The organism is Intrasporangium sp. DVR, assembly GCF_040365325.1.
Lineage (GTDB): Bacteria > Actinomycetota > Actinomycetes > Actinomycetales > Dermatophilaceae > Intrasporangium.
On sequence record NZ_BAABZW010000009.1, the window covers coordinates 57,040 to 73,699 of the forward strand.

The following is a 16,660-nucleotide window of genomic DNA, read 5'->3' on the forward strand; positions in this document are numbered from 1 at the left end:
TCGGCTGCCGGGGCTCAGGTGGTGCGGCGAGCCCGGAAGCGCATCGGTCTGGGTGGGGCCGTCTCGGGCTCGGCGCGGCGGTGGCGCCCCTCCTCGAGGTCGTACCGCGCACGCTCGACCCCCGAGGCGGTGACGCGGGTGCCGTCGGGCGCGGCGTAGGCGGAGAGCAGGGAGGTGCGGGCCAGTCGGGGGCCGACGGCGTTCTCGGAGAGGCCGGCGAGGGAGCCGGCGGTCCGGATCGTGCTGCCCTCGGCGAGGACCGCGGCCGCCATGGCCTCGTCGATCGCCTCGGTGAGGTGGTCCTGCGCGGCCCGCAGGTGCGGAAGGGCAGATCCCGGCCGGTCGGGGTCGACGTGCCGCAGGGCCTCCTCCGCCGCAGCGACGGCGAGAGCGACGGGGCTCGGGGACTTCGGGGCTGGCATACCACGATGATACCGCACTAACTGCGGTGCCGCAATAGGCTAAGCCACTACTCCTCGGCGAGCAGGCGCCGCAACGTCCTGCCGTATGCCGCTCGGCCGGCTCGCGCGGTCAGCCACCCGAACGCGCGGGGTACCCCGGTGATCCGGATCTCCTGCCGCCAGTCGACCAGCGACCCGGCTGTCCGGGGCGTGACGCGCAGCTCGATCCACCCCCGGACGACTCGCCCCTCCTTGCGGATGCGGGCCAGGCCCGCATCCTGCCCCGCAGGCGCGGTGATCTCGTCCACCACCATGGGGTCGTCGAACGCGACCGGTCCGAGCCCCGTCCGGGCGACGAACCTGGCGCCGGGCGCGAGCTCCTCGGCGCCCACCATCCCGCTCGCGATGCGGGTCAGTGGCACGACTCGGTCGTGCGCGCGCAGGTCCAGGACGCGCCGCCACGTCTCGGGAGCTGGCAGTGGCGAGGGGAGGAGCACGCGGAAGGTCGCCATGCCGGGACCCTAGTCCGGGACCCTAGTCCGGGACCCTAGTGCGGGACCCTTGACCCGGTAACCTACGGAAGCGTAGGTTACCAATGAGTACGACATCGCCAAACCGCAGGACGAGCCCGGAAAGGCGGACCGATGAGCGCCCACACCGCGACGCTGCACGGCCATCGGCTGGCCTACGTGGACAGCGGTGCCGGACCGGCCGTCCTCTTCATCCACGGGCTCCTCGGGACGAACGCCAACTGGTCCCATCTCGTCACCTGCCTCGAGACCAGCCACCGGGTCGTCGTGCCCGACCTCTTCGGGCACGGCGCCTCGGACAAGCCGATGGGCGACTACTCGCTCGGTGCTCACGCGGCAACCCTCCGCGACCTCCTCGACCGGCTGGGCATCGACCGGGTCACCCTCGTCGGTCACTCCCTCGGTGGCGGCATCGCCCTCCAGTTCTGCTACCTGTTCCCGGAGCGGGTCGCCGGGCTCGTCCTCGTCTCGAGCGGTGGCCTGGGCCGCTCCGTCAGCCCGGTCCTACGCGCCGCGACCCTTCCGGGCGCGGAGCTGGTGATCCCCCTGATCGCCTCCCGGTGGGTCCGCGACCGGCTCGAAGGGCTCGGCTCCGCCGTCGGGCGGCTGGGCCTCCGTCCCCCGGCGGACGTCCGGGAGGCGTGGCGCGGCTTCACCTCCCTCGGCGATGCCGACAGCCGTCGGGCCTTCCTGGCCACGACCCGAGCGGTCATCGACCCCGGAGGCCAGACGGTGACGGCACACGACCACCTCCCCATGGACACGGACATCCGCACCCTCGTCGTCTGGGGCACCCGGGACCGGATGATCCCGGCGTGGCACGCGACCACCGTCCACCAGGCCATCCCGAGCAGCCGGGTGGAGCTGTTCCACGGGGCGGGACACTTCCCGCACCTCGAGGAGCCGGAGCGGTTCGCGGCCCTGCTGAGCGACTTCATGACGGAGTGAACCCGCCCCCGCCCGTGTCGAAACCGGCGTGCGCCACTCGACGGGACGGTGAAGGCTGGGGATCGACCCGGCCCCACAGCGAAGGAGACCGACATGCGCTACCTGATGATCCACAAGCTGGACGAGAGCCTCCCCGAGGCGTGGAACCCGAGTCCGGAGTTCATCGACCGGATGGGCGCCTTCATGGGCGAGGTCCAGGAGTCGGGCGTCCTGCTCGCCGCGGAGGGCGTCCACCAGAGCAGCGAGGGCGCGCTGATCCGCAAGGACGCCAAGGGGCTGTCGGTGACCGACGGACCGTTCAGCGAGGCCCGCGAGGTGATCGGCGGCTTCGCCCTCGTCAACGTCGCCGACAAGGCCGAGGCGGTCGAGCTCGGGCGGCGCTTCGCCGACCTCTTCCCGGAGGTCAGCGTCGAGGTCCGCCGTGTCTTCGAGGAGGCCGACTTCGGCGAGAACCCCGGGGCCCAGGGGGCCTGACCCCCGCGGGGGACACCCGGAGCACCCGTGACGTTGACCCCATCGGCCCCTAGGGTCGGTGGGGTGAACATCATCTTCGTCGAGCCGGCCTTCCCCGCGAACCAGCGGCGGTTCGTCCACGCCCTGGCGTCGGTGGGGGCGGACGTCTACGCGATCGGCGAGTCCGACGAGGCCCACCTCGGCGATGACCTGCGCAGCGCCCTGCGGGGCTACTACCGCGTCGGCTCGGTCACCAACGTCCAACAGCTGATCGACGCGGTCCGTCACTTCCAGGGCCAGGTGTGGATCGACGGGCTCGAGGCGACGATCGAGGCCCACATGATGCCCGCTGCGCAGGCTCGGCAGGCGACGAACATCCCCGGCACGAGTGTCCGCACGACGTGGCTGTGCCGCGACAAGCCCTCGATGAAGGAAGTGCTCCGTGCGGCGGGGGTGCCCACCGCGGCGTCGGCCGCGATCGAGTCGTCGGCCGAGGCCAAGGAGTTCGCGGACCGCGTCGGCTACCCGCTCATCGTCAAGCCGCGCACCGGCGCGGGCGCCCAGGGCACGGCGCGGGCCGACGGCGACGACGAGCTCGCCGAGGTGCTGCACCGCTTCGGCGACGAGGGCGCGACCTCGCTCGCGATCGAGGAGTTCGTCGAGGGCCACGAGGGCTTCTACGACACGATCACCGTCGACGGACGGGTCGCGCACGACTGGGTGACCCACTACTACCCCAACGTGCTCGAGGCGATGCGGCACCGCTGGATCTCCCCGCAGTTCGTCACGACCAACCGGGTGGACGACCCGTCCAACACCTTCTACGCCGAGGTCCGCGAGCTGGGTCGCCGCGTCATCGACGCGCTCGGCATCGAGACCTCGGCGACGCACATGGAGTGGTTCTACGGCCCGAAGGGGCTGCGCTTCTCCGAGATCGGCTGCCGCCCACCGGGCGTCGGCGCCTGGGACCTCTACTCCGCCGCCAACGACGTCGACGTCTACCGGGAGTGGGCGCACGTCATCGTGCACGGTCGCCCCGAGCAGGAGCTCAAGCGGTCGTATGCCGCTGGGCTCGTCGCGCTCCGACCGGACCGTGACGGGGTGGTGACGGGCTACGACGGGATCGACCGGCTCCAGCAGCGCCACGGCGAGTGGATCATCGACGCCCACTTCCCGCCGGTGGGCCACTCGACCCAGCCGGTCGAGGCCGGGTTCATGGCCAACGCCTGGGTGCGGGTGCGCCACCCGGACTACGACACGGTGCGCGCGATGCTCGATGACATCGGCCGCACCGTCAAGGTCCACGCCGGGTGAGACGCGTGGACCCCTCGTGACCACCATCCTCCTCGGGCCGCAGCGGTTCACGACGACCGTGCAGGCCGTGCTGCGCTCGCTGCCCGCCGACGGGCCGGTCGCGATGATCAACGCGGGGTGGGAGGAGCGGGAGGCCGACGACGGCGAGCTCAACGGCCTGCTCGACCAGCGCGGCGTCAACGTGCGGCTCTATCAGCGGGCGGTCGAGGCCCTGGCGGCGGAGCGCGCGTTGCGCACCTCCGTGCTCGGGCACCGGGCGCGCCACGCCGAGCTGCGGTCGTTCTACGGCATCAGGCTCCAGGCTGCCTGGGACACCGTCTTCGCAGTGCGGCGCCGGATCCCTCGACCGGGCACGGGAGACGTCGCGGACGGTGCCGTGCGGTCGTCGGTCCAGGCGCTGCGCGACGTCGACGACTGGTACGCCTACGAGGTGGCGCGGATCGTCGAGGCGACCGCCGGCTCGGACGTCGTCCGGTCGAGCGAGGTCCTCCTGCGGCACCGACGCGAGGTCGCCGAGACGCTGTCCGGCGCGAGCGCGGTCGTCCTGGCGGGCGGGCACGTCGGGATCCTCATGGACACCCTGCGGCTGCTCGACGTCGCCATCCCACCGGGCACGCCGGTGATCGCCTGGTCGGCGGGCGCGATGGCCATCTGCGACCCCGTCGTCCTCTTCCACGACTTCGCCCCGCAGGGAGTGACCGCTCCCGAGGTGCACGACCGGGGCCTGGGGCGGCTGCGGGGGGTCATCCCCCTGCCGCACGCACGGCGGCGGCTGGCTGTTGAGGACCGCGAGCGGATGGGCGTCTTCGCCGAGCGGTTCCCGGCACACCGCCTCCTGCCCCTCGATGAGGGGACCGTCGTCCGCTTCGCGCCCGAGGACGTCGACTCCGACGGCCGGGCGACGCTGCCCGCCGGGGCCCGATACGTCGCCCCCGACGGCACGATCGAGACGCAGGGCGCCTCATGACCGCCCGGCTCGCCATCAACCGGCTCCGGGACCGGGTCCCCCTCGACGGGGAGGCGGTCGACCGCTTCGTGGCCCGCCACGGGTCCCCGATCGTCGAGGGCGAGCGTGCGACCTTCCTCTGGCGCGGCTCCGCCGACGAGGTCCGGGTCCGCCATCGGGTCGTCGGCCTGCCCGACCCCCTGCCGATGACGCCGATGCCGGAGACCGACCTCTGGTCGGTGACGACGGTCCTGCCCGAGGGCTCTCGCGTCGAGTACCAGATCGAGGTCCGGCGCGGCGAGTCCTACGAGCAGTTCAACGACCCGCTCAACCCCCGGCTCGCGCACAGCCCGATGGGGTCCAGCTCCGTCTGTGCGAGCCGGGGCTACCAGGTCCCGGACTGGGTGGCCCTCGACCCGGAGGCACGGCCGGGCACGCTCGTCGAGGACAGCATCCGCAGCCGGGCCCTGCGACGCGACCAGCCCATCCAGGTCTACCTGCCGGCTCGCTTCAACCGGGCGCTGCGCTACCCGCTCCTCGTCGTCCACGACGGCCCCGACTACCTCAACTTCGCGACGATGAAGACGGTGCTCGACAACCTCATCCACCGGCTCGACGTCGACCCGCTCGTGGCCGTCCTCGTCCCGCCGGGCGACCGGCTCCGCGAGTACGCCAACCACGCGCCCCATGCGCGCTTCATCGCGCGCGAGCTCGTCCCGCTGCTCACCGACCGGCTGCCCCTCGTCGACGCGCCCGAGGCCCGGTGCCTCATGGGGTCGAGCTTCGGCGGGATCGCCTCGCTGTCGACTGCGGTGCGCTACCCCGGCTACTTCGGCTCGCTGCTGCTCCAGTCCGCCTCCCTCGTGTTCACCGACATCGGTTTCGAGCACGGCGGCGGGCCGGCCTTCGACCCGGTCGTCACGTTCGTCAACCGCTACCGCGCCCGGCCCACCGCCGTCGTGGACCGGATCTACCAGTCCTGCGGGGTCTACGAACCGCTCATCACCCCGAACCGTTCGATGGTGCCCGTCTTCCGGCAGGCCGGCATGCAGGTGCGCTACACCGAGGCCCGCGACGGGCACAACTGGGAGAACTGGCGCGACCGGCTCGGCGACGGCCTGTCCTGGCTCTTCCCCGGGCCGCAGAAGTTCGTCTACGAATGAACACGGGAGAAGGCAGATGAAGACGACTGACCGCTGGCACTCCGACCGCCTGGGCACCGACCTCACCGTGGCCCGGTGGGGCACCTACGGCGTCCCGGTCCTCGTCTTCCCCAGCGCCGGAGGGGACGCCGAGGAGGTGGAGCGGTTCCAGCTCGTCGAGCACCTGTCGCCCCTCATCGAGTCAGGCCGGGCGAAGGTCTACTCCTGCGACAGCGTCGCCGGCAAGGCCATGCTCGAGCGCAGGGGCACCCCCGACCAGCAGCTCGCGCTGTTCAACGCCTTCCACCAGGCCGTCGCCGAGGAGGTGATCCCCGCGATCCACAGCGACTCGGGCGGCCCGCTGCCGGTCGTCGTCGCCGGCGCCTCGATCGGGGCGTTCAACTCGCTCGCCATGATCTGCCGCTACCCGCACCTCGTCGACTCGGCCGTGTGCATGAGCGGCACCTACGCCATCGAGAAGTTCATCGGCGGTCGCTTCACCGACGACCTCTACTTCAGCTCACCGCTCCACTTCCTGCCGGGCCTCGAGGGCCCGGCCCTCGACACGCTGCGGCGGCGCATGGTCATCCTCGCCTCGGGCAGCGGCCAGTGGGAGGACGTGGGCGAGTCCTGGGCCGTGGCCCGGGTGCTCGGGGCCAAGGGGATCCCCAACCGCGTCGACGACTGGGGCCCGGAATACAGGCACGACTGGCCCACCTGGTGGGAGATGCTGCCGATGTATCTCGACGACCTCCTCCCCTGAGTCCCAGCCCCGTTGGGAGGGCGGCCTCCAGCGGGAGCGGGCGCAGCGGCATACGGGCGGGTGGGTATGGGATGCGCGGACGCCCCTCGGACCCTCGCGGTTAAACTGTCCTCCCGGAGGGGGGCCGAGTCGCTGCCTGCTCCGTCGCCACTCGCGCCCCGGCCCCGGCCGGTCGCGCCTCCACTGAAGAGGATCAGTCCATGCGCCGACCCACCGCCCCCGGACCGGGCGTCGGCGTCGGCATCCTCACCGCCCTCGTGCTCGCGGCGTGCACCACACCGGCCCAGACCGCGGCGCCGGTCGAGCCGTCCGCGACCACGGCCACCGCAACGGCGCCGCGCCCGGGGAGCGCCACCGCGACGACGTCCTCCGTCGAGCGCCCGTCCCTCGTCGTCGAGACGGTCTTCGACTTCACGTCGCTCGACCCGCACACGCTTCTCGAGCGCAGCGGCCTCGTCGTGGCCGATGCCACCTACGAGACGCTGACGACGCTCGACCCGGAGGACCCGACCAAGGTCCTGCCCGGCCTCGCGGAGTGGACGATGTCCCCCGAGCGCAACTGGCTCACGCTGCGACTGCGTCCTGACGCGACCTTCTCCGACGGGAGCCGCGTCACCTCCGACGACGTCGTCTTCACGCTCGCCCGGGCGCGCGGCCTCGGGGGCGCGGCGGCCGAGCTGCTCGGTCCCATCGGCCTGACCAAGGTCGACGACCGCACCCTCACCGTCACGTCGCCGGGCACCAACTTCGCCCTCCCCGCCGTGCTCGCCAACCCGGCCCTCGGAATCCTCAACGCTGACGTCGTCATCGCCCACGGCGGCGCGATCGGCGAGGAGGACACGGCGGCGAGCTGGCTCAGCTGGAACTCCGCCGGCTCTGGCCCCTACGTCATCGCCGAGGTCGACGCCGGTCGGAGCATCACGCTCGAGCCGAACCCGCACTGGACCGGTGAGGACCCGGTCTTCCCCGAGGTCATCGTGCGCAACGCGACACCTGCCCAGCAGGTCACGGACATCGAGTCCGGCGCCGCCGACGTCGTCCTCGACCTCCCCCCGGACCGCGCCGACGCGATGAAGCTGCGACCGAAGGTCTCGAGTGTCGCCATCACGTCACAGACCTCACCCGCGCTCGCCTTCCTGCTGCTCAACGACGACCAGTCGATCAACCGCTGGACCGGCAACCCCGACTTCGTCACGGCGGTGCGCCTGGGGCTCGACGTCGAGGCTCTCGCCGAGCGGGCGGGACCGGGTGCCGTCCCGGCGCTCGGCCTGGTGCCACGCGGACTGCCCGGCGCGTTCGAGCCACCCGCGCCGGCCCCGACCGGGGAGCCCACCCCGGGTCGGACCGGCCCCACCGCCTCCCAGCCGACGCCGGGCACCAGCCCCACACCGACAGGGCCGGGCACCGAAGCGGCGACCCCCACGCCGAGCGGAACCAACGCCCCGATCCCGACCGCGACGCCCACCGTGGCCCCGGTCCGCGACCTCGCGGCGGCCAAGGCTGCACTGGCCCGCTCCGGCTACGACGGCCAGCCGATCCCTCTCGCGTATGCGACCGGCCGGCCCCTCAACGGCCTCGACCTCACCGTGGTCGCCACCTCCGTCCGCGCGCAGCTGGCCCGCGTCGGGATCCGGGTCACGCTGGCCCCGGCCCCCGTCGCGAAGGCGCTGGCCGCCTACGAGAAGGGCGTCAACGCGATGGGGCTGTGGAGCTGGACGCCCGAGTACGCCGAGCCCGAGGCGGCGCTCGCCTTCGCGCCCGGCGGTCACCTCGGCCACCGAGCCCGCTGGGTGCGTGGGGTCAACTCCGCCCTGGACACGCTGACCGCGGCGACTCGCACCTCCTTCGGCGACGAGCGCCCCGGTGCGTTCGCGCGCTGGCAGCTCCAGATGCAGCAGTTCGGCCCGTTCGTCCCCCTCTTCCAGCCGGCCGCCCACGTCGCGCACGGAGGGCGGGTCACGGCCGTGCCGCGGACGCCCATCGGGTCCGTCGACCTCGCCGGGATTCGCTGACCGGCCACAATGGCCGTATGCCGCTGAGCTCGATCCCCCACGTCCGTGGCCTCCTGCTCGCGGCCGGGTCCGGAAGCCGGATGGGGGGACCCAAGGCGCTGCTCCGTCCCTCCGGCGCCGGGCCCACGCTGGTCGAGCGGGCGGTCGCGGTCCTGCTCGAGGGGGGCTGCGACGGAGTGACGGTCGTGGTCGGGGCGGCGGCCGCGGAGGTCGCGGCAGTGGTGGCCGGTGGCTTCCCGGAGCCCAGCACGGTCGGAGTCGACGTCGTCCCCTGTCCCGAGTGGGCCGAGGGGATGGGCGCCTCGCTCCGGGCCGGGCTCGCCGCGGCAGCCACGCGTCGTGACGTCGAGGCGCTCGTCGTCTCCCTGGTCGACCTGCCCGACGTGGACGCCCCAGTGGTCCACCGGCTGCTGCAGTCTCGCGAAGGGCACTGGACCGCGGCGCTGAGCCGAGCGGCATACGGCGGCCGGCCCGGCCACCCGACGCTCATCGGCCGAGACCACTGGACGGGGGTCGTCACCGTGGCGCGGGGGGACCGGGGTGCGCGCGACTTCTTCCACGCCCAAGAGCACGACCTCGTCGAGTGCGGCGACCTCGCCACCGGACGCGACGTCGACGCCCCCACGGATCTCGACAGCTGAGGCCGAGGGGCGAATTCCGGCCGCTCCTTTCCCGTTCGGGGTTTGTCGGTAATGCTCAGGTCATGGACACCGTCTCTGGGTCTGTCTCTGGTCCTGCCGCCGGCGCGGTCGCCGGCCCGGTCGCCGGGCCGGGCGCTGGGCCGGGCGCTGGGCCGGTCGCTGGGCTCGCCACCGGCAGCCTGCCCGTCGACACGTTCGCCGGCCCGGGGGACGTCGCAGCAGCGCTCGCGCGCACCGGCTACCTCGCGGACGACGCCCTCGCCACGGCGACCTTCCTCGCCATCCGGCTGGGGCGCCCGATCCTGCTCGAGGGCGAGCCCGGCACCGGCAAGACCGCCCTCGCCGAGGCCCTCGCCGAGGCGCTCGACCTGGCCCTGATCCGCCTGCAGTGCTACGAGGGGATCGACGCGACCCAGGCTCTCTACGACTGGGACTTCCCCCGGCAGATCCTCCACCTGCGGGCCGTCGAGGCGCTGACCCGAGAGGAGCACCGCGACCCGCGCGAGCTCGAGAACGAGCTGTTCGACGAGCGGTTCCTGCTCGCCCGACCGGTCCTGCGCGCGCTCCGTGAGGCGCCGTGCGTCCTGCTCATCGACGAGATCGACCGCGCGGACGACGAGTTCGAGGCGTTCCTCCTCGAGGTGCTCTCCACGTGGCAGGTGACGGTCCCCGAGGTGGGCACGATCGCCGCGCGGACACCGCCGATCGTCGTGCTCACGTCGAACCGCACGCGCGAGCTGCACGACGCCCTGAAGCGGCGCTGCCTCTACCACTGGATCGACCACCCGGGCCTCGCCCGCGAGCTGGAGATCGTCCGCACCCGACTCCCCGAGGTGCCGCCCCTGCTCGCGGAGCAGGTCGTCGGCGTCATCCAGCGCCTGCGCACCGACGCGGGCCTCATCAAGCCGCCCGGCGTCGCCGAGACCCTCGACTGGGCCCGCGCCCTCGTCGCCCTCGGTGCCGCTGCGGTCGACCCGGAGGTCGCCGCCGCGTCGCTCGGGTCCGCCGTGAAGTACCGCGAGGACGCCGAGCGGGTGCGCGCCATGCTCGACCGGCTGCTGACGCCATGACCGCAGCACCAGCAGGCTCGACGCCGAGCGAGACCGTGCCCACAGTGCCCCCAGTGCCCCCAGTGCCCCCAGTGCCCCCAGCGCCCCCAGTGCCACCAGTGCCGCCCGTCCCCCGGTGGGCCGCTGACGAGTGGCTGCTCGGCTTCGCCCGGGCGCTGCGGGCCGCCGGGCTCCCGGTCACGGCAGACCGGGAGCGGACCTTCCTCGTGGCGCTCGCCGAGGTCGGCCTCGGAGAGCGGCGGCACGTCTACTGGACCGGCCGCGCCACCCTGACCTCGTCTCCCGCCGACGTCGAGCGCTACGACCAGGTCTTCACGTCCTGGTTCAGCCCCGAGCAGCCGACCCAGACCCGGCGCCCCGAGCGGGAGGTCCCGCCCGCGACCCGGGCCGCTCTCGACGAGCCGGACGGGGAGCCGGGCGGCAACACCGACGACGAGGCCGTCCACGCACGCGCCAGCGGCCGTGAGGTGCTCCGGCATCGTGACCTCGGGACGCTCGGCGTCGAGGAGCGCCAGGCGCTGGCCCGGCTCTTCGACCGGCTGCGCCCCAGGCCGCCCCGCCGCCGCGCCCGGCGCCACGTCCGCTCGCGCATCGGAGAGGTCGACGGCCCGGGGACACTGCGGGAGCAGCTGCGCCGGATGGGCGAGCCCGGTCGCATTCACCACCGGACCCGGGGCAGCCGTCCTCGCCGTGTGGTCCTGCTCATCGACGTGTCCGGGTCGATGAGCGCCTACGCGGACAGCCTCCTGCGGCTGGCCCACGCCTTCGTCCGGGCAGCCGGCCCCAGGGGACCCGTCGAGGTGTTCACCATGGGCACTCGACTCACGCACGTGACGCGCGCACTCCGGGCCCGCGACCCCGACCGCGCGCTCATCGCCGCGGGCGAAGCGGTCCCCGACTGGTCCGGTGGGACCCGCCTCGGGGAGTCCATCGGCGCCTTCCTCGACCGCTGGGGCCGCCGCGGCATGGCGCGCGGAGCGGTCGTGGTGGTCTTCTCGGACGGCTGGGAGCGGCAGGGCCCAGAGCTGCTCGCGGAGCAGATGCGCCGCCTCGCCGCGCTCGCCCACCGCGTCGTGTGGTCGAACCCGCATCGCGGGAAGTCCGGCTACCTTCCCGTGCAGCAGGGCATCGTCGCCGCCCTCCCGCACGTTGACGACTTCGTCGCCGGGCACTCGCTGGCGACGTTCGAGGAGCTGATCGAGGTGGTCGCCCGTGCGTGAGGTGCTGCAGGAGCTCATGACCTGGTGGGAGGCGGGTGAGGCGGTCGGTGTCGGCACCGTCGTCGGCACGTGGCGCTCGGCCCCGCGGCAGCCGGGGGCCTCGATGCTCGTCGGACCGCGCGGCCAGGCCGTCGGCTCCGTCTCCGGAGGGTGCGTCGAGGGCGCGGTCTACGAGCTGGGGCAGGAGGTCGTCGCCTCGGGGTCGCCCGTGCTCCAGCGCTACGGCATCAGCGACGACGACGCCTTTGCCGTCGGCCTGACCTGCGGAGGCATCCTCGACGTCTTCGTCGAGAAGGTCTCCAGGGAGACCTTTCCCGAGCTCGGTGCGGTCGCGGCCGACATCGAGGCGGGCCGCCCCGTCGCTGTCGCGACGGTGATCGAACATCCCGATCCTGCGTGGCTCGGCCGCCGCATCGTCGTCCACCCGGAGCCTGTGGACGACGAGGCCACTCGAGTGAGCGGTGACGGGGAAGCCAACCCAGCGGCATACGGCCTGAGCATGTCCCTCGGCAGCGAGCGCGCGGACGCCGCGGTGCGCGACGACGCCCGGGGACTGCTCGCGCAGGGCCGCACGGCGACCCTCGGCTACGGCCCCGACGGGGAGCGCCGCGGTGAGGGGATGCGCGTCTTCGTCCAGAGCCACGCCCCCAAGCCGCGGATGCTCGTGTTCGGCGCCATCGACTTCGCCGCGGCTGTCGCGCGCGTCGGGAGCTTCCTCGGCTACTACGTCACCGTCTGCGACGCCCGTCCGGTCTTCGCGACGGCGTCCCGCTTCCCGGAGGCCGACGAGGTCATCGTCCGCTGGCCGCACGACTACCTCACCGAGGAGGTCGAGGGCGGGCGGATCGACCCCCGGACCGTGATCGCCGTGCTGACGCACGACCCCAAGTTCGACGTGCCCGTCCTCGAGGTGGCCCTGCGCCTGCCGGAGGTCGCCTACATCGGGGCGATGGGCTCCCGGCGCACGCACGAGGACCGCCTCCGCCGCCTGCGTGAAGCCGGCATGACGGAGGAGGAGCTGGCGCGGATGTCGTCACCGATCGGGCTCGACCTCGGCGCGCGCACCCCTGAGGAGACGGCGATCTCCATCGCCGCCGAGATCATCGCCTTGCGGTGGGGAGGTCGGGGGGACCGGCTGAGCGGGCTCGAGGGGCCGATCCACCACCACGAGCACGAGCCGGCCCCCTGACCGTCCGGGGTCACGCCGTCAACGGGTGCTGACATAGATGTCGCCGGCGCGGCCGAAGTACAGCCGCTCGGCCTTCCAGGAGAGCGACGGCCGCGTCTCCCCCGCAGCGGTGTTGACCGCCCCGCCGAGGTTGACGGGCGTCGACCAGGCCGCGTCGGTGCTGGCGCGGGTCGAGGACCAGATGTCGAACGAGCCCTCCCCGCCCGGCCGCGTCGAGGCGAAGACCACCTCGAGCCCGTCCTTGCGGACGTTCGGCATCATGTCGTCCACCCCGGTGTTGAGGGACGCCACTGCAGTGGCAGGGCCGAACCGCAGGTCGCCCACCATCGGGCTGACGTAGATGTCCTGCGTCCCCGAGCCGACAACTCCTGCGCCGCTCGAGAAGTACAGTTCGGTCCCGGTCGCCGTCTCGACGACGGAGGGGCCGAACTCGTTGCCGGTGCTGTTGGGGCCGTTGGTGCCGCAGCCGAGGTTGCGCGGCGGCGTCCACTGCTCACGGGCCGGACTCCAGTGGGTCAGGTAGATGTCACCGCCGCCGCAGGCCACCGTCCCGTAGGCATCGATTCCGCCCCGGTTGGAGACGAAGAGCAGGTGCCCGCCGCGCAACGGTGTCGGACAGAAGTCGTTGGCGTCGGAGTTCACCGGGGCGGGCAGTTGCACCGGAGTCCCGAACGGGTCCGTGACGCTGCCTCGCTCGGCGACCCAGATGTCCTGGTCGCCACCCGCGCCGCGGGTCGAGGCGATGTAGAGGCTGAGCCCGTCCGGCGACTCGATCGGGCAGCCGTCGTTCGCGGCAGCGTCGTTGACCGCGCCGACCGCTGTGGCCTGCTGCCAGTCCCCGTACTGTCCGGCGTGTGCCGCCCCCACGGCGAGCGCGGACGTGGCCAGCAGGCCGGACAGGAGTACGCCGAACAAACGCATCCGTGCAGCCATGATTGGTTCCTTTCACATGTTCCAGCGGGCAGGCCGAGCCATCTCAGCCACCCGGTGCCGCAGAGGTCTCGCCGAAGCGAATGGAGTCGAGGACCTGCTGCAGCTCTGCCAGGTCACTCGGCGCGGTCGCGTCGTGATGATGGGACAGGAAGACCTGCCGCCGCCCGTCGATGTCGAGCACATGAACGCTTCCGACACCGTCGGCGCCCAACACGAAGTACTTGTCGGCGGGGCGGCTGTACCACACCTGGAGTCCGGCGACGCCGTCCTGCCAAAGACGGCATGACGTGAGGTCCAGCCCCTGGGGAATCCTGAGGTCGATCCGGGTCGTCAGGCGATCTCCCAGCCGCGCCTGGACCGGGGCGCCCTGCTCGGTGCCGGGCTGCTCCTGCAGGGCGGTGACGAGGTCGTCCCAGCTCGGACCGACGCGGATCGGCAGGCCTTCACCCTTGCAGGGGTCGTCGTAGATCTCGTCGACGACGACGGCGTAGAAGCCGAACTCGGTGTCCTCGTCCGGGTGCTTGGAGTAGACGTGGCCGTACTGCTCGGTCCACCCGGGTGGGAACGTCACGGTGAAGTCGACGACCGACCAGGCGGAGCGTTCGACCGAGTGCGCTCCCGCCTCGATCGGCATCGGGTCCTCACCCGAGGTCCCGAAGGTGGTGGCCGGAGCTGCCTTCGCTGAGGCGGTTTCGGGCGCGGGAGCGGTCACGGCGGTGGTCGAGCACGCTGCCAGGCCGAGCAGCATGGACAGCAGCATGGACAGCAGCATGGACAGCTGCATGGACAGCAGCAGCGCAGAGGACCAAGGCTGTCTGCGCCGTCGAGTGGCCGATCCGGTCATCACGTCACCTCCTGCCTCGTCGCCGCGCCAGTGCACACCAAGGCGCCTCGTATGCCGCTGAGCCCGGCCCGCTGGGTCCCTCCCACCCAGCGCGGCCGGGCCACCTGCGAGCCGGTTCAGTTGAGCTTGACCCACGTGTCGCTCGAGGCGTTGAGCCGACCGCAGCTGTTCTCGGCCAGCTCGAAGTCAACGGTGCTGCCGCGCGTGATGCCCGACGAGTACACGGTCGAGCAGTCCGGACCCGTGTCCGACGTGAGGACGAAGGACCCGTTCTTGGGATGCAACACCTTGCCGGTGACGCTGGCGGCGGGGTCGCCGAGATCGACGACGCGATAGCCCTCGTACGTGACGAGCACGAGTTTGCCGGTCCCCTGAACCAGCCAGGTCCCGTAGAGCTCGTCGGTGGCGTCGAGCCGCTTGGGATCTGATGTCGGCAGGCCCGTCACGATGCTGGCGCCCTCGGCCGAGACCGGCGTGAGCCGGATGAACACCCAGTCCGTTGCCACTCCCGCTTCGGGGCAGGCCGGGGTGGTGGTGGTGAGCCGCGCCTGCATCCGTCCGGAGGCCGTGATCGACGCCGTGGCGTCGAAATGGCACCGACTTGACCCGTTGCCCCGGTCCATCGTGAAGCCACCGGGAGCAGGCCGGACCGTCCAATCCGACACGTCGCCCCCGACAATGGCCATCTCTTCCGCCGAGCCCAGTTGCGTCAGCCGGCCGTCCTCGGTGAAGTACCAGAGCCACATGCTGCCCGGGCCGTGTCCCACGTTGGCCCAGATCCCTGCGAGCTGGCTGAGGCTGAGCGGCGCGGGACTGGCCGGGACCGGCCGCGGCTCCGGGTCGCTCCGCAGTGCGAGCGCGCCGAGCACCACCCCGGTCACGGCGCATGCGGCGACCGCGGCCTGCCAGATCCTTCCCCGTCGCTCCTTGCGGTGCGTCTCGTCCCTGACCTCGAGCTCCTGCTCCAGCCGGTCGATGTCCTGCGTTGTCATGTCGAGTCCCTCCCCATAGCCCCGCAGCGCTTCGCTGACCTTGCGCTCGAGCGTGTTCATCGTGATTCCTCCAGTCGTGCCTGCAGTGCGGCCAGGCCGCGGTGCGTGTGGGTCTTGACGGAGCCGATCCCGATCTCAAGGAGCTCGGCGGTCTCCCGCTCGCTCAGCTGGAGGTAGTAGCGGCAGGTGATGACCTCCCGCTGACGGCGAGGCAGTGCCCGGACGAGCTCCACGAGCCGGCCGGCCTCATCCTTGGCGACCACATCAGTCGCCGTGTCGGGCTCTGTCTGGACCCACGGAAGGCTGGCCCGCAGGAGCGGCTCGCCGCGCCGGGCGCGGATGGTGCGCCGCTGGTCCGACCGGCACTGGTTGACGACACCAGCCCTCAGGTAGGCCAGCGCGGACCCTTGGTCCCGCGGCGGCCAGTGCCGGAAGAGGGACAGGTAGACCTCCTGGACGGCTTCCTCGGCGCGTTGCCGGTCGCCGAGCAGCACGTAGGCGAGGCGGACGAGCTCGACGCAGTGGGACCTGAAGAGCCCGGTCAGGATCTGCTCCCGCTCCCGCTGCGCCGCGAAAGACCCCATCCGGATCGCTCCCGTGACCATTGCCGACCTCCTGACAGCTGAACTGCGTGTCAGGGGATAGGTCGCTCGATCTCCTCAAAGGTTGACACCCGCCGCGCATCGACGCACTGCGTTCCGCGAGATCGGTACCGCGTCCCGCGCGATCGCGTCGCGGCCCCGCTGGTCGCTTCCTCCCCAGCGGGGCCGGTTCTCCTTCCCTGCTGGCGAAGATCCGGCTCGACTCGTCCTGGGCGATCACCGACGCCTCGGAGCTGGGCACGGTGGTCGTTTGGCTCAGGGCCACGAGTGGAGCCCGTGATCGGGCCCGGATCAGCCGTCGCTGGTCGGAACGGCAACGGTTGACGACGGTGGCCCGCAGGTAGGCGAGCGAGGACGACTCCTTCCGCACGGTCCGCCAGTTTCGGTACAGGGAGAGGTAGGCGTCCTGCACCGCCTCCTCGGCCAGCTCGCGCTCGCCGATGAGGCAGTACGCCAACCGCACGAGACTCTCGCCGTGCCGCGAGAAGAGTTCGGTGAGCACGAGCTCTCTCTGGTCCTGTTCGACCGCCCAGCGGACCGGAATGGCTGCCGCATCCATGTCGCCACCTCCCGCCACCCGCAGACTCTCTTGCCCGGGAGTCGCGGCCGACTCTCAAAGGTTGACGCTCTTCACGGAGAAATGTGCGAGAAGCCGGAACC

At 72.3% G+C, this 16,660-nt stretch carries 17 protein-coding genes and 1 pseudogene; 11 read left to right on the top strand and 7 right to left on the bottom strand.

The window, feature by feature from the left end; genetic code table 11:
- Positions 1-14: 14 nt before the first annotated feature.
- Both ABWV20_RS08635 and ABWV20_RS08640 read right to left on the bottom strand, forming a co-directional pair.
- On the bottom strand, positions 15-422 hold the full coding sequence (locus ABWV20_RS08635) for a hypothetical protein (protein ID WP_353354596.1): 408 nt from the start codon (positions 420-422) through the stop codon (positions 15-17).
- A gap of 47 nt (positions 423-469) precedes the next feature.
- On the bottom strand, positions 470-913 hold the full coding sequence (locus ABWV20_RS08640) for a hypothetical protein (RefSeq protein ID WP_353354597.1): 444 nt from the start codon (positions 911-913) through the stop codon (positions 470-472).
- A 132-nt stretch (positions 914-1,045) separates the two neighbouring features.
- Here ABWV20_RS08640 and ABWV20_RS08645 point away from each other — a divergent pair, with 132 nt between their 5' ends.
- The 11 genes from ABWV20_RS08645 to ABWV20_RS08695 all read left to right on the top strand — a co-directional run bounded on the left by ABWV20_RS08645 (position 1,046) and on the right by ABWV20_RS08695 (position 12,629).
- On the top strand, positions 1,046-1,879 hold the full coding sequence (locus ABWV20_RS08645; protein WP_353354599.1) for an alpha/beta fold hydrolase: 834 nt from the start codon (positions 1,046-1,048) through the stop codon (positions 1,877-1,879).
- 93 nt (positions 1,880-1,972) lie between these two features.
- Positions 1,973-2,353, top strand: a complete 381-nt coding sequence (locus ABWV20_RS08650; RefSeq protein ID WP_353354601.1) for a YciI family protein — start codon at positions 1,973-1,975, stop codon at positions 2,351-2,353.
- A 63-nt stretch (positions 2,354-2,416) separates the two neighbouring features.
- The gene (locus ABWV20_RS08655; protein WP_353354603.1) at positions 2,417-3,646 is read left to right on the top strand and encodes an ATP-grasp domain-containing protein; all 1,230 of its coding nucleotides are present in this window, start codon (positions 2,417-2,419) and stop codon (positions 3,644-3,646) included.
- Positions 3,647-3,662: 16 nt separating this feature from the next.
- Complete coding sequence (locus ABWV20_RS08660) at positions 3,663-4,613, top strand: Type 1 glutamine amidotransferase-like domain-containing protein (protein ID WP_353354605.1); 951 nt, start codon at positions 3,663-3,665, stop codon at positions 4,611-4,613.
- Positions 4,610-5,755 (top strand): alpha/beta hydrolase-fold protein, encoded by a 1,146-nt coding sequence (locus tag ABWV20_RS08665; protein WP_353354606.1) that lies wholly within the window; start codon positions 4,610-4,612, stop codon positions 5,753-5,755. The genes ABWV20_RS08660 and ABWV20_RS08665 overlap by 4 nt, the downstream gene beginning before the upstream one ends.
- Positions 5,756-5,771: 16 nt before the next feature.
- Positions 5,772-6,497, top strand: coding sequence for an esterase family protein (locus tag ABWV20_RS08670; protein WP_353354607.1), 726 nt, complete (start codon positions 5,772-5,774; stop codon positions 6,495-6,497).
- A gap of 200 nt (positions 6,498-6,697) precedes the next feature.
- A complete protein-coding gene (locus ABWV20_RS08675; protein WP_353354608.1) occupies positions 6,698-8,509 on the top strand; it encodes an ABC transporter substrate-binding protein in 1,812 nt (603 codons plus the stop codon).
- Between the two features lie 17 nt (positions 8,510-8,526).
- Positions 8,527-9,150, top strand: coding sequence for a nucleotidyltransferase family protein (locus ABWV20_RS08680; protein WP_353354609.1), 624 nt, complete (start codon positions 8,527-8,529; stop codon positions 9,148-9,150).
- 62 nt (positions 9,151-9,212) lie between these two features.
- The gene (locus ABWV20_RS08685) at positions 9,213-10,220 is read left to right on the top strand and encodes an AAA family ATPase (protein WP_353354610.1); all 1,008 of its coding nucleotides are present in this window, start codon (positions 9,213-9,215) and stop codon (positions 10,218-10,220) included.
- Between the two features lie 98 nt (positions 10,221-10,318).
- Positions 10,319-11,440, top strand: a complete 1,122-nt coding sequence (locus tag ABWV20_RS08690; RefSeq protein ID WP_353354611.1) for a vWA domain-containing protein — start codon at positions 10,319-10,321, stop codon at positions 11,438-11,440.
- A complete protein-coding gene (locus ABWV20_RS08695; RefSeq protein ID WP_353354612.1) occupies positions 11,433-12,629 on the top strand; it encodes an XdhC family protein in 1,197 nt (398 codons plus the stop codon). Before ABWV20_RS08690 ends, ABWV20_RS08695 begins: the two co-directional genes overlap by 8 nt.
- A gap of 18 nt (positions 12,630-12,647) precedes the next feature.
- On the opposite strand, the gene ABWV20_RS08700 is transcribed toward ABWV20_RS08695, so the two are convergent.
- The 5 genes and pseudogenes from ABWV20_RS08700 to ABWV20_RS08720 form a co-directional block, all read right to left on the bottom strand.
- Complete coding sequence (locus ABWV20_RS08700; RefSeq protein WP_353354613.1) at positions 12,648-13,562, bottom strand: TolB-like translocation protein; 915 nt, start codon at positions 13,560-13,562, stop codon at positions 12,648-12,650.
- A 43-nt stretch (positions 13,563-13,605) separates the two neighbouring features.
- Positions 13,606-14,406, bottom strand: a complete 801-nt coding sequence (locus ABWV20_RS08705) for a hypothetical protein (protein ID WP_353354615.1) — start codon at positions 14,404-14,406, stop codon at positions 13,606-13,608.
- 116 nt (positions 14,407-14,522) lie between these two features.
- Positions 14,523-15,458 carry a hypothetical protein gene (locus ABWV20_RS08710; RefSeq protein WP_353354617.1) on the bottom strand — a complete coding sequence of 312 codons (936 nt, stop codon included), beginning with the start codon at positions 15,456-15,458 and terminating at the stop codon, positions 14,523-14,525.
- Positions 15,455-16,003 carry an RNA polymerase sigma factor gene (locus ABWV20_RS08715; RefSeq protein WP_353354618.1) on the bottom strand — a complete coding sequence of 183 codons (549 nt, stop codon included), beginning with the start codon at positions 16,001-16,003 and terminating at the stop codon, positions 15,455-15,457. Before ABWV20_RS08715 ends, ABWV20_RS08710 begins: the two co-directional genes overlap by 4 nt.
- A gap of 304 nt (positions 16,004-16,307) precedes the next feature.
- A pseudogene (locus ABWV20_RS08720) lies at positions 16,308-16,559 on the bottom strand (RNA polymerase sigma factor); the annotation flags it as partial.
- Positions 16,560-16,660 lie beyond the last annotated feature (101 nt).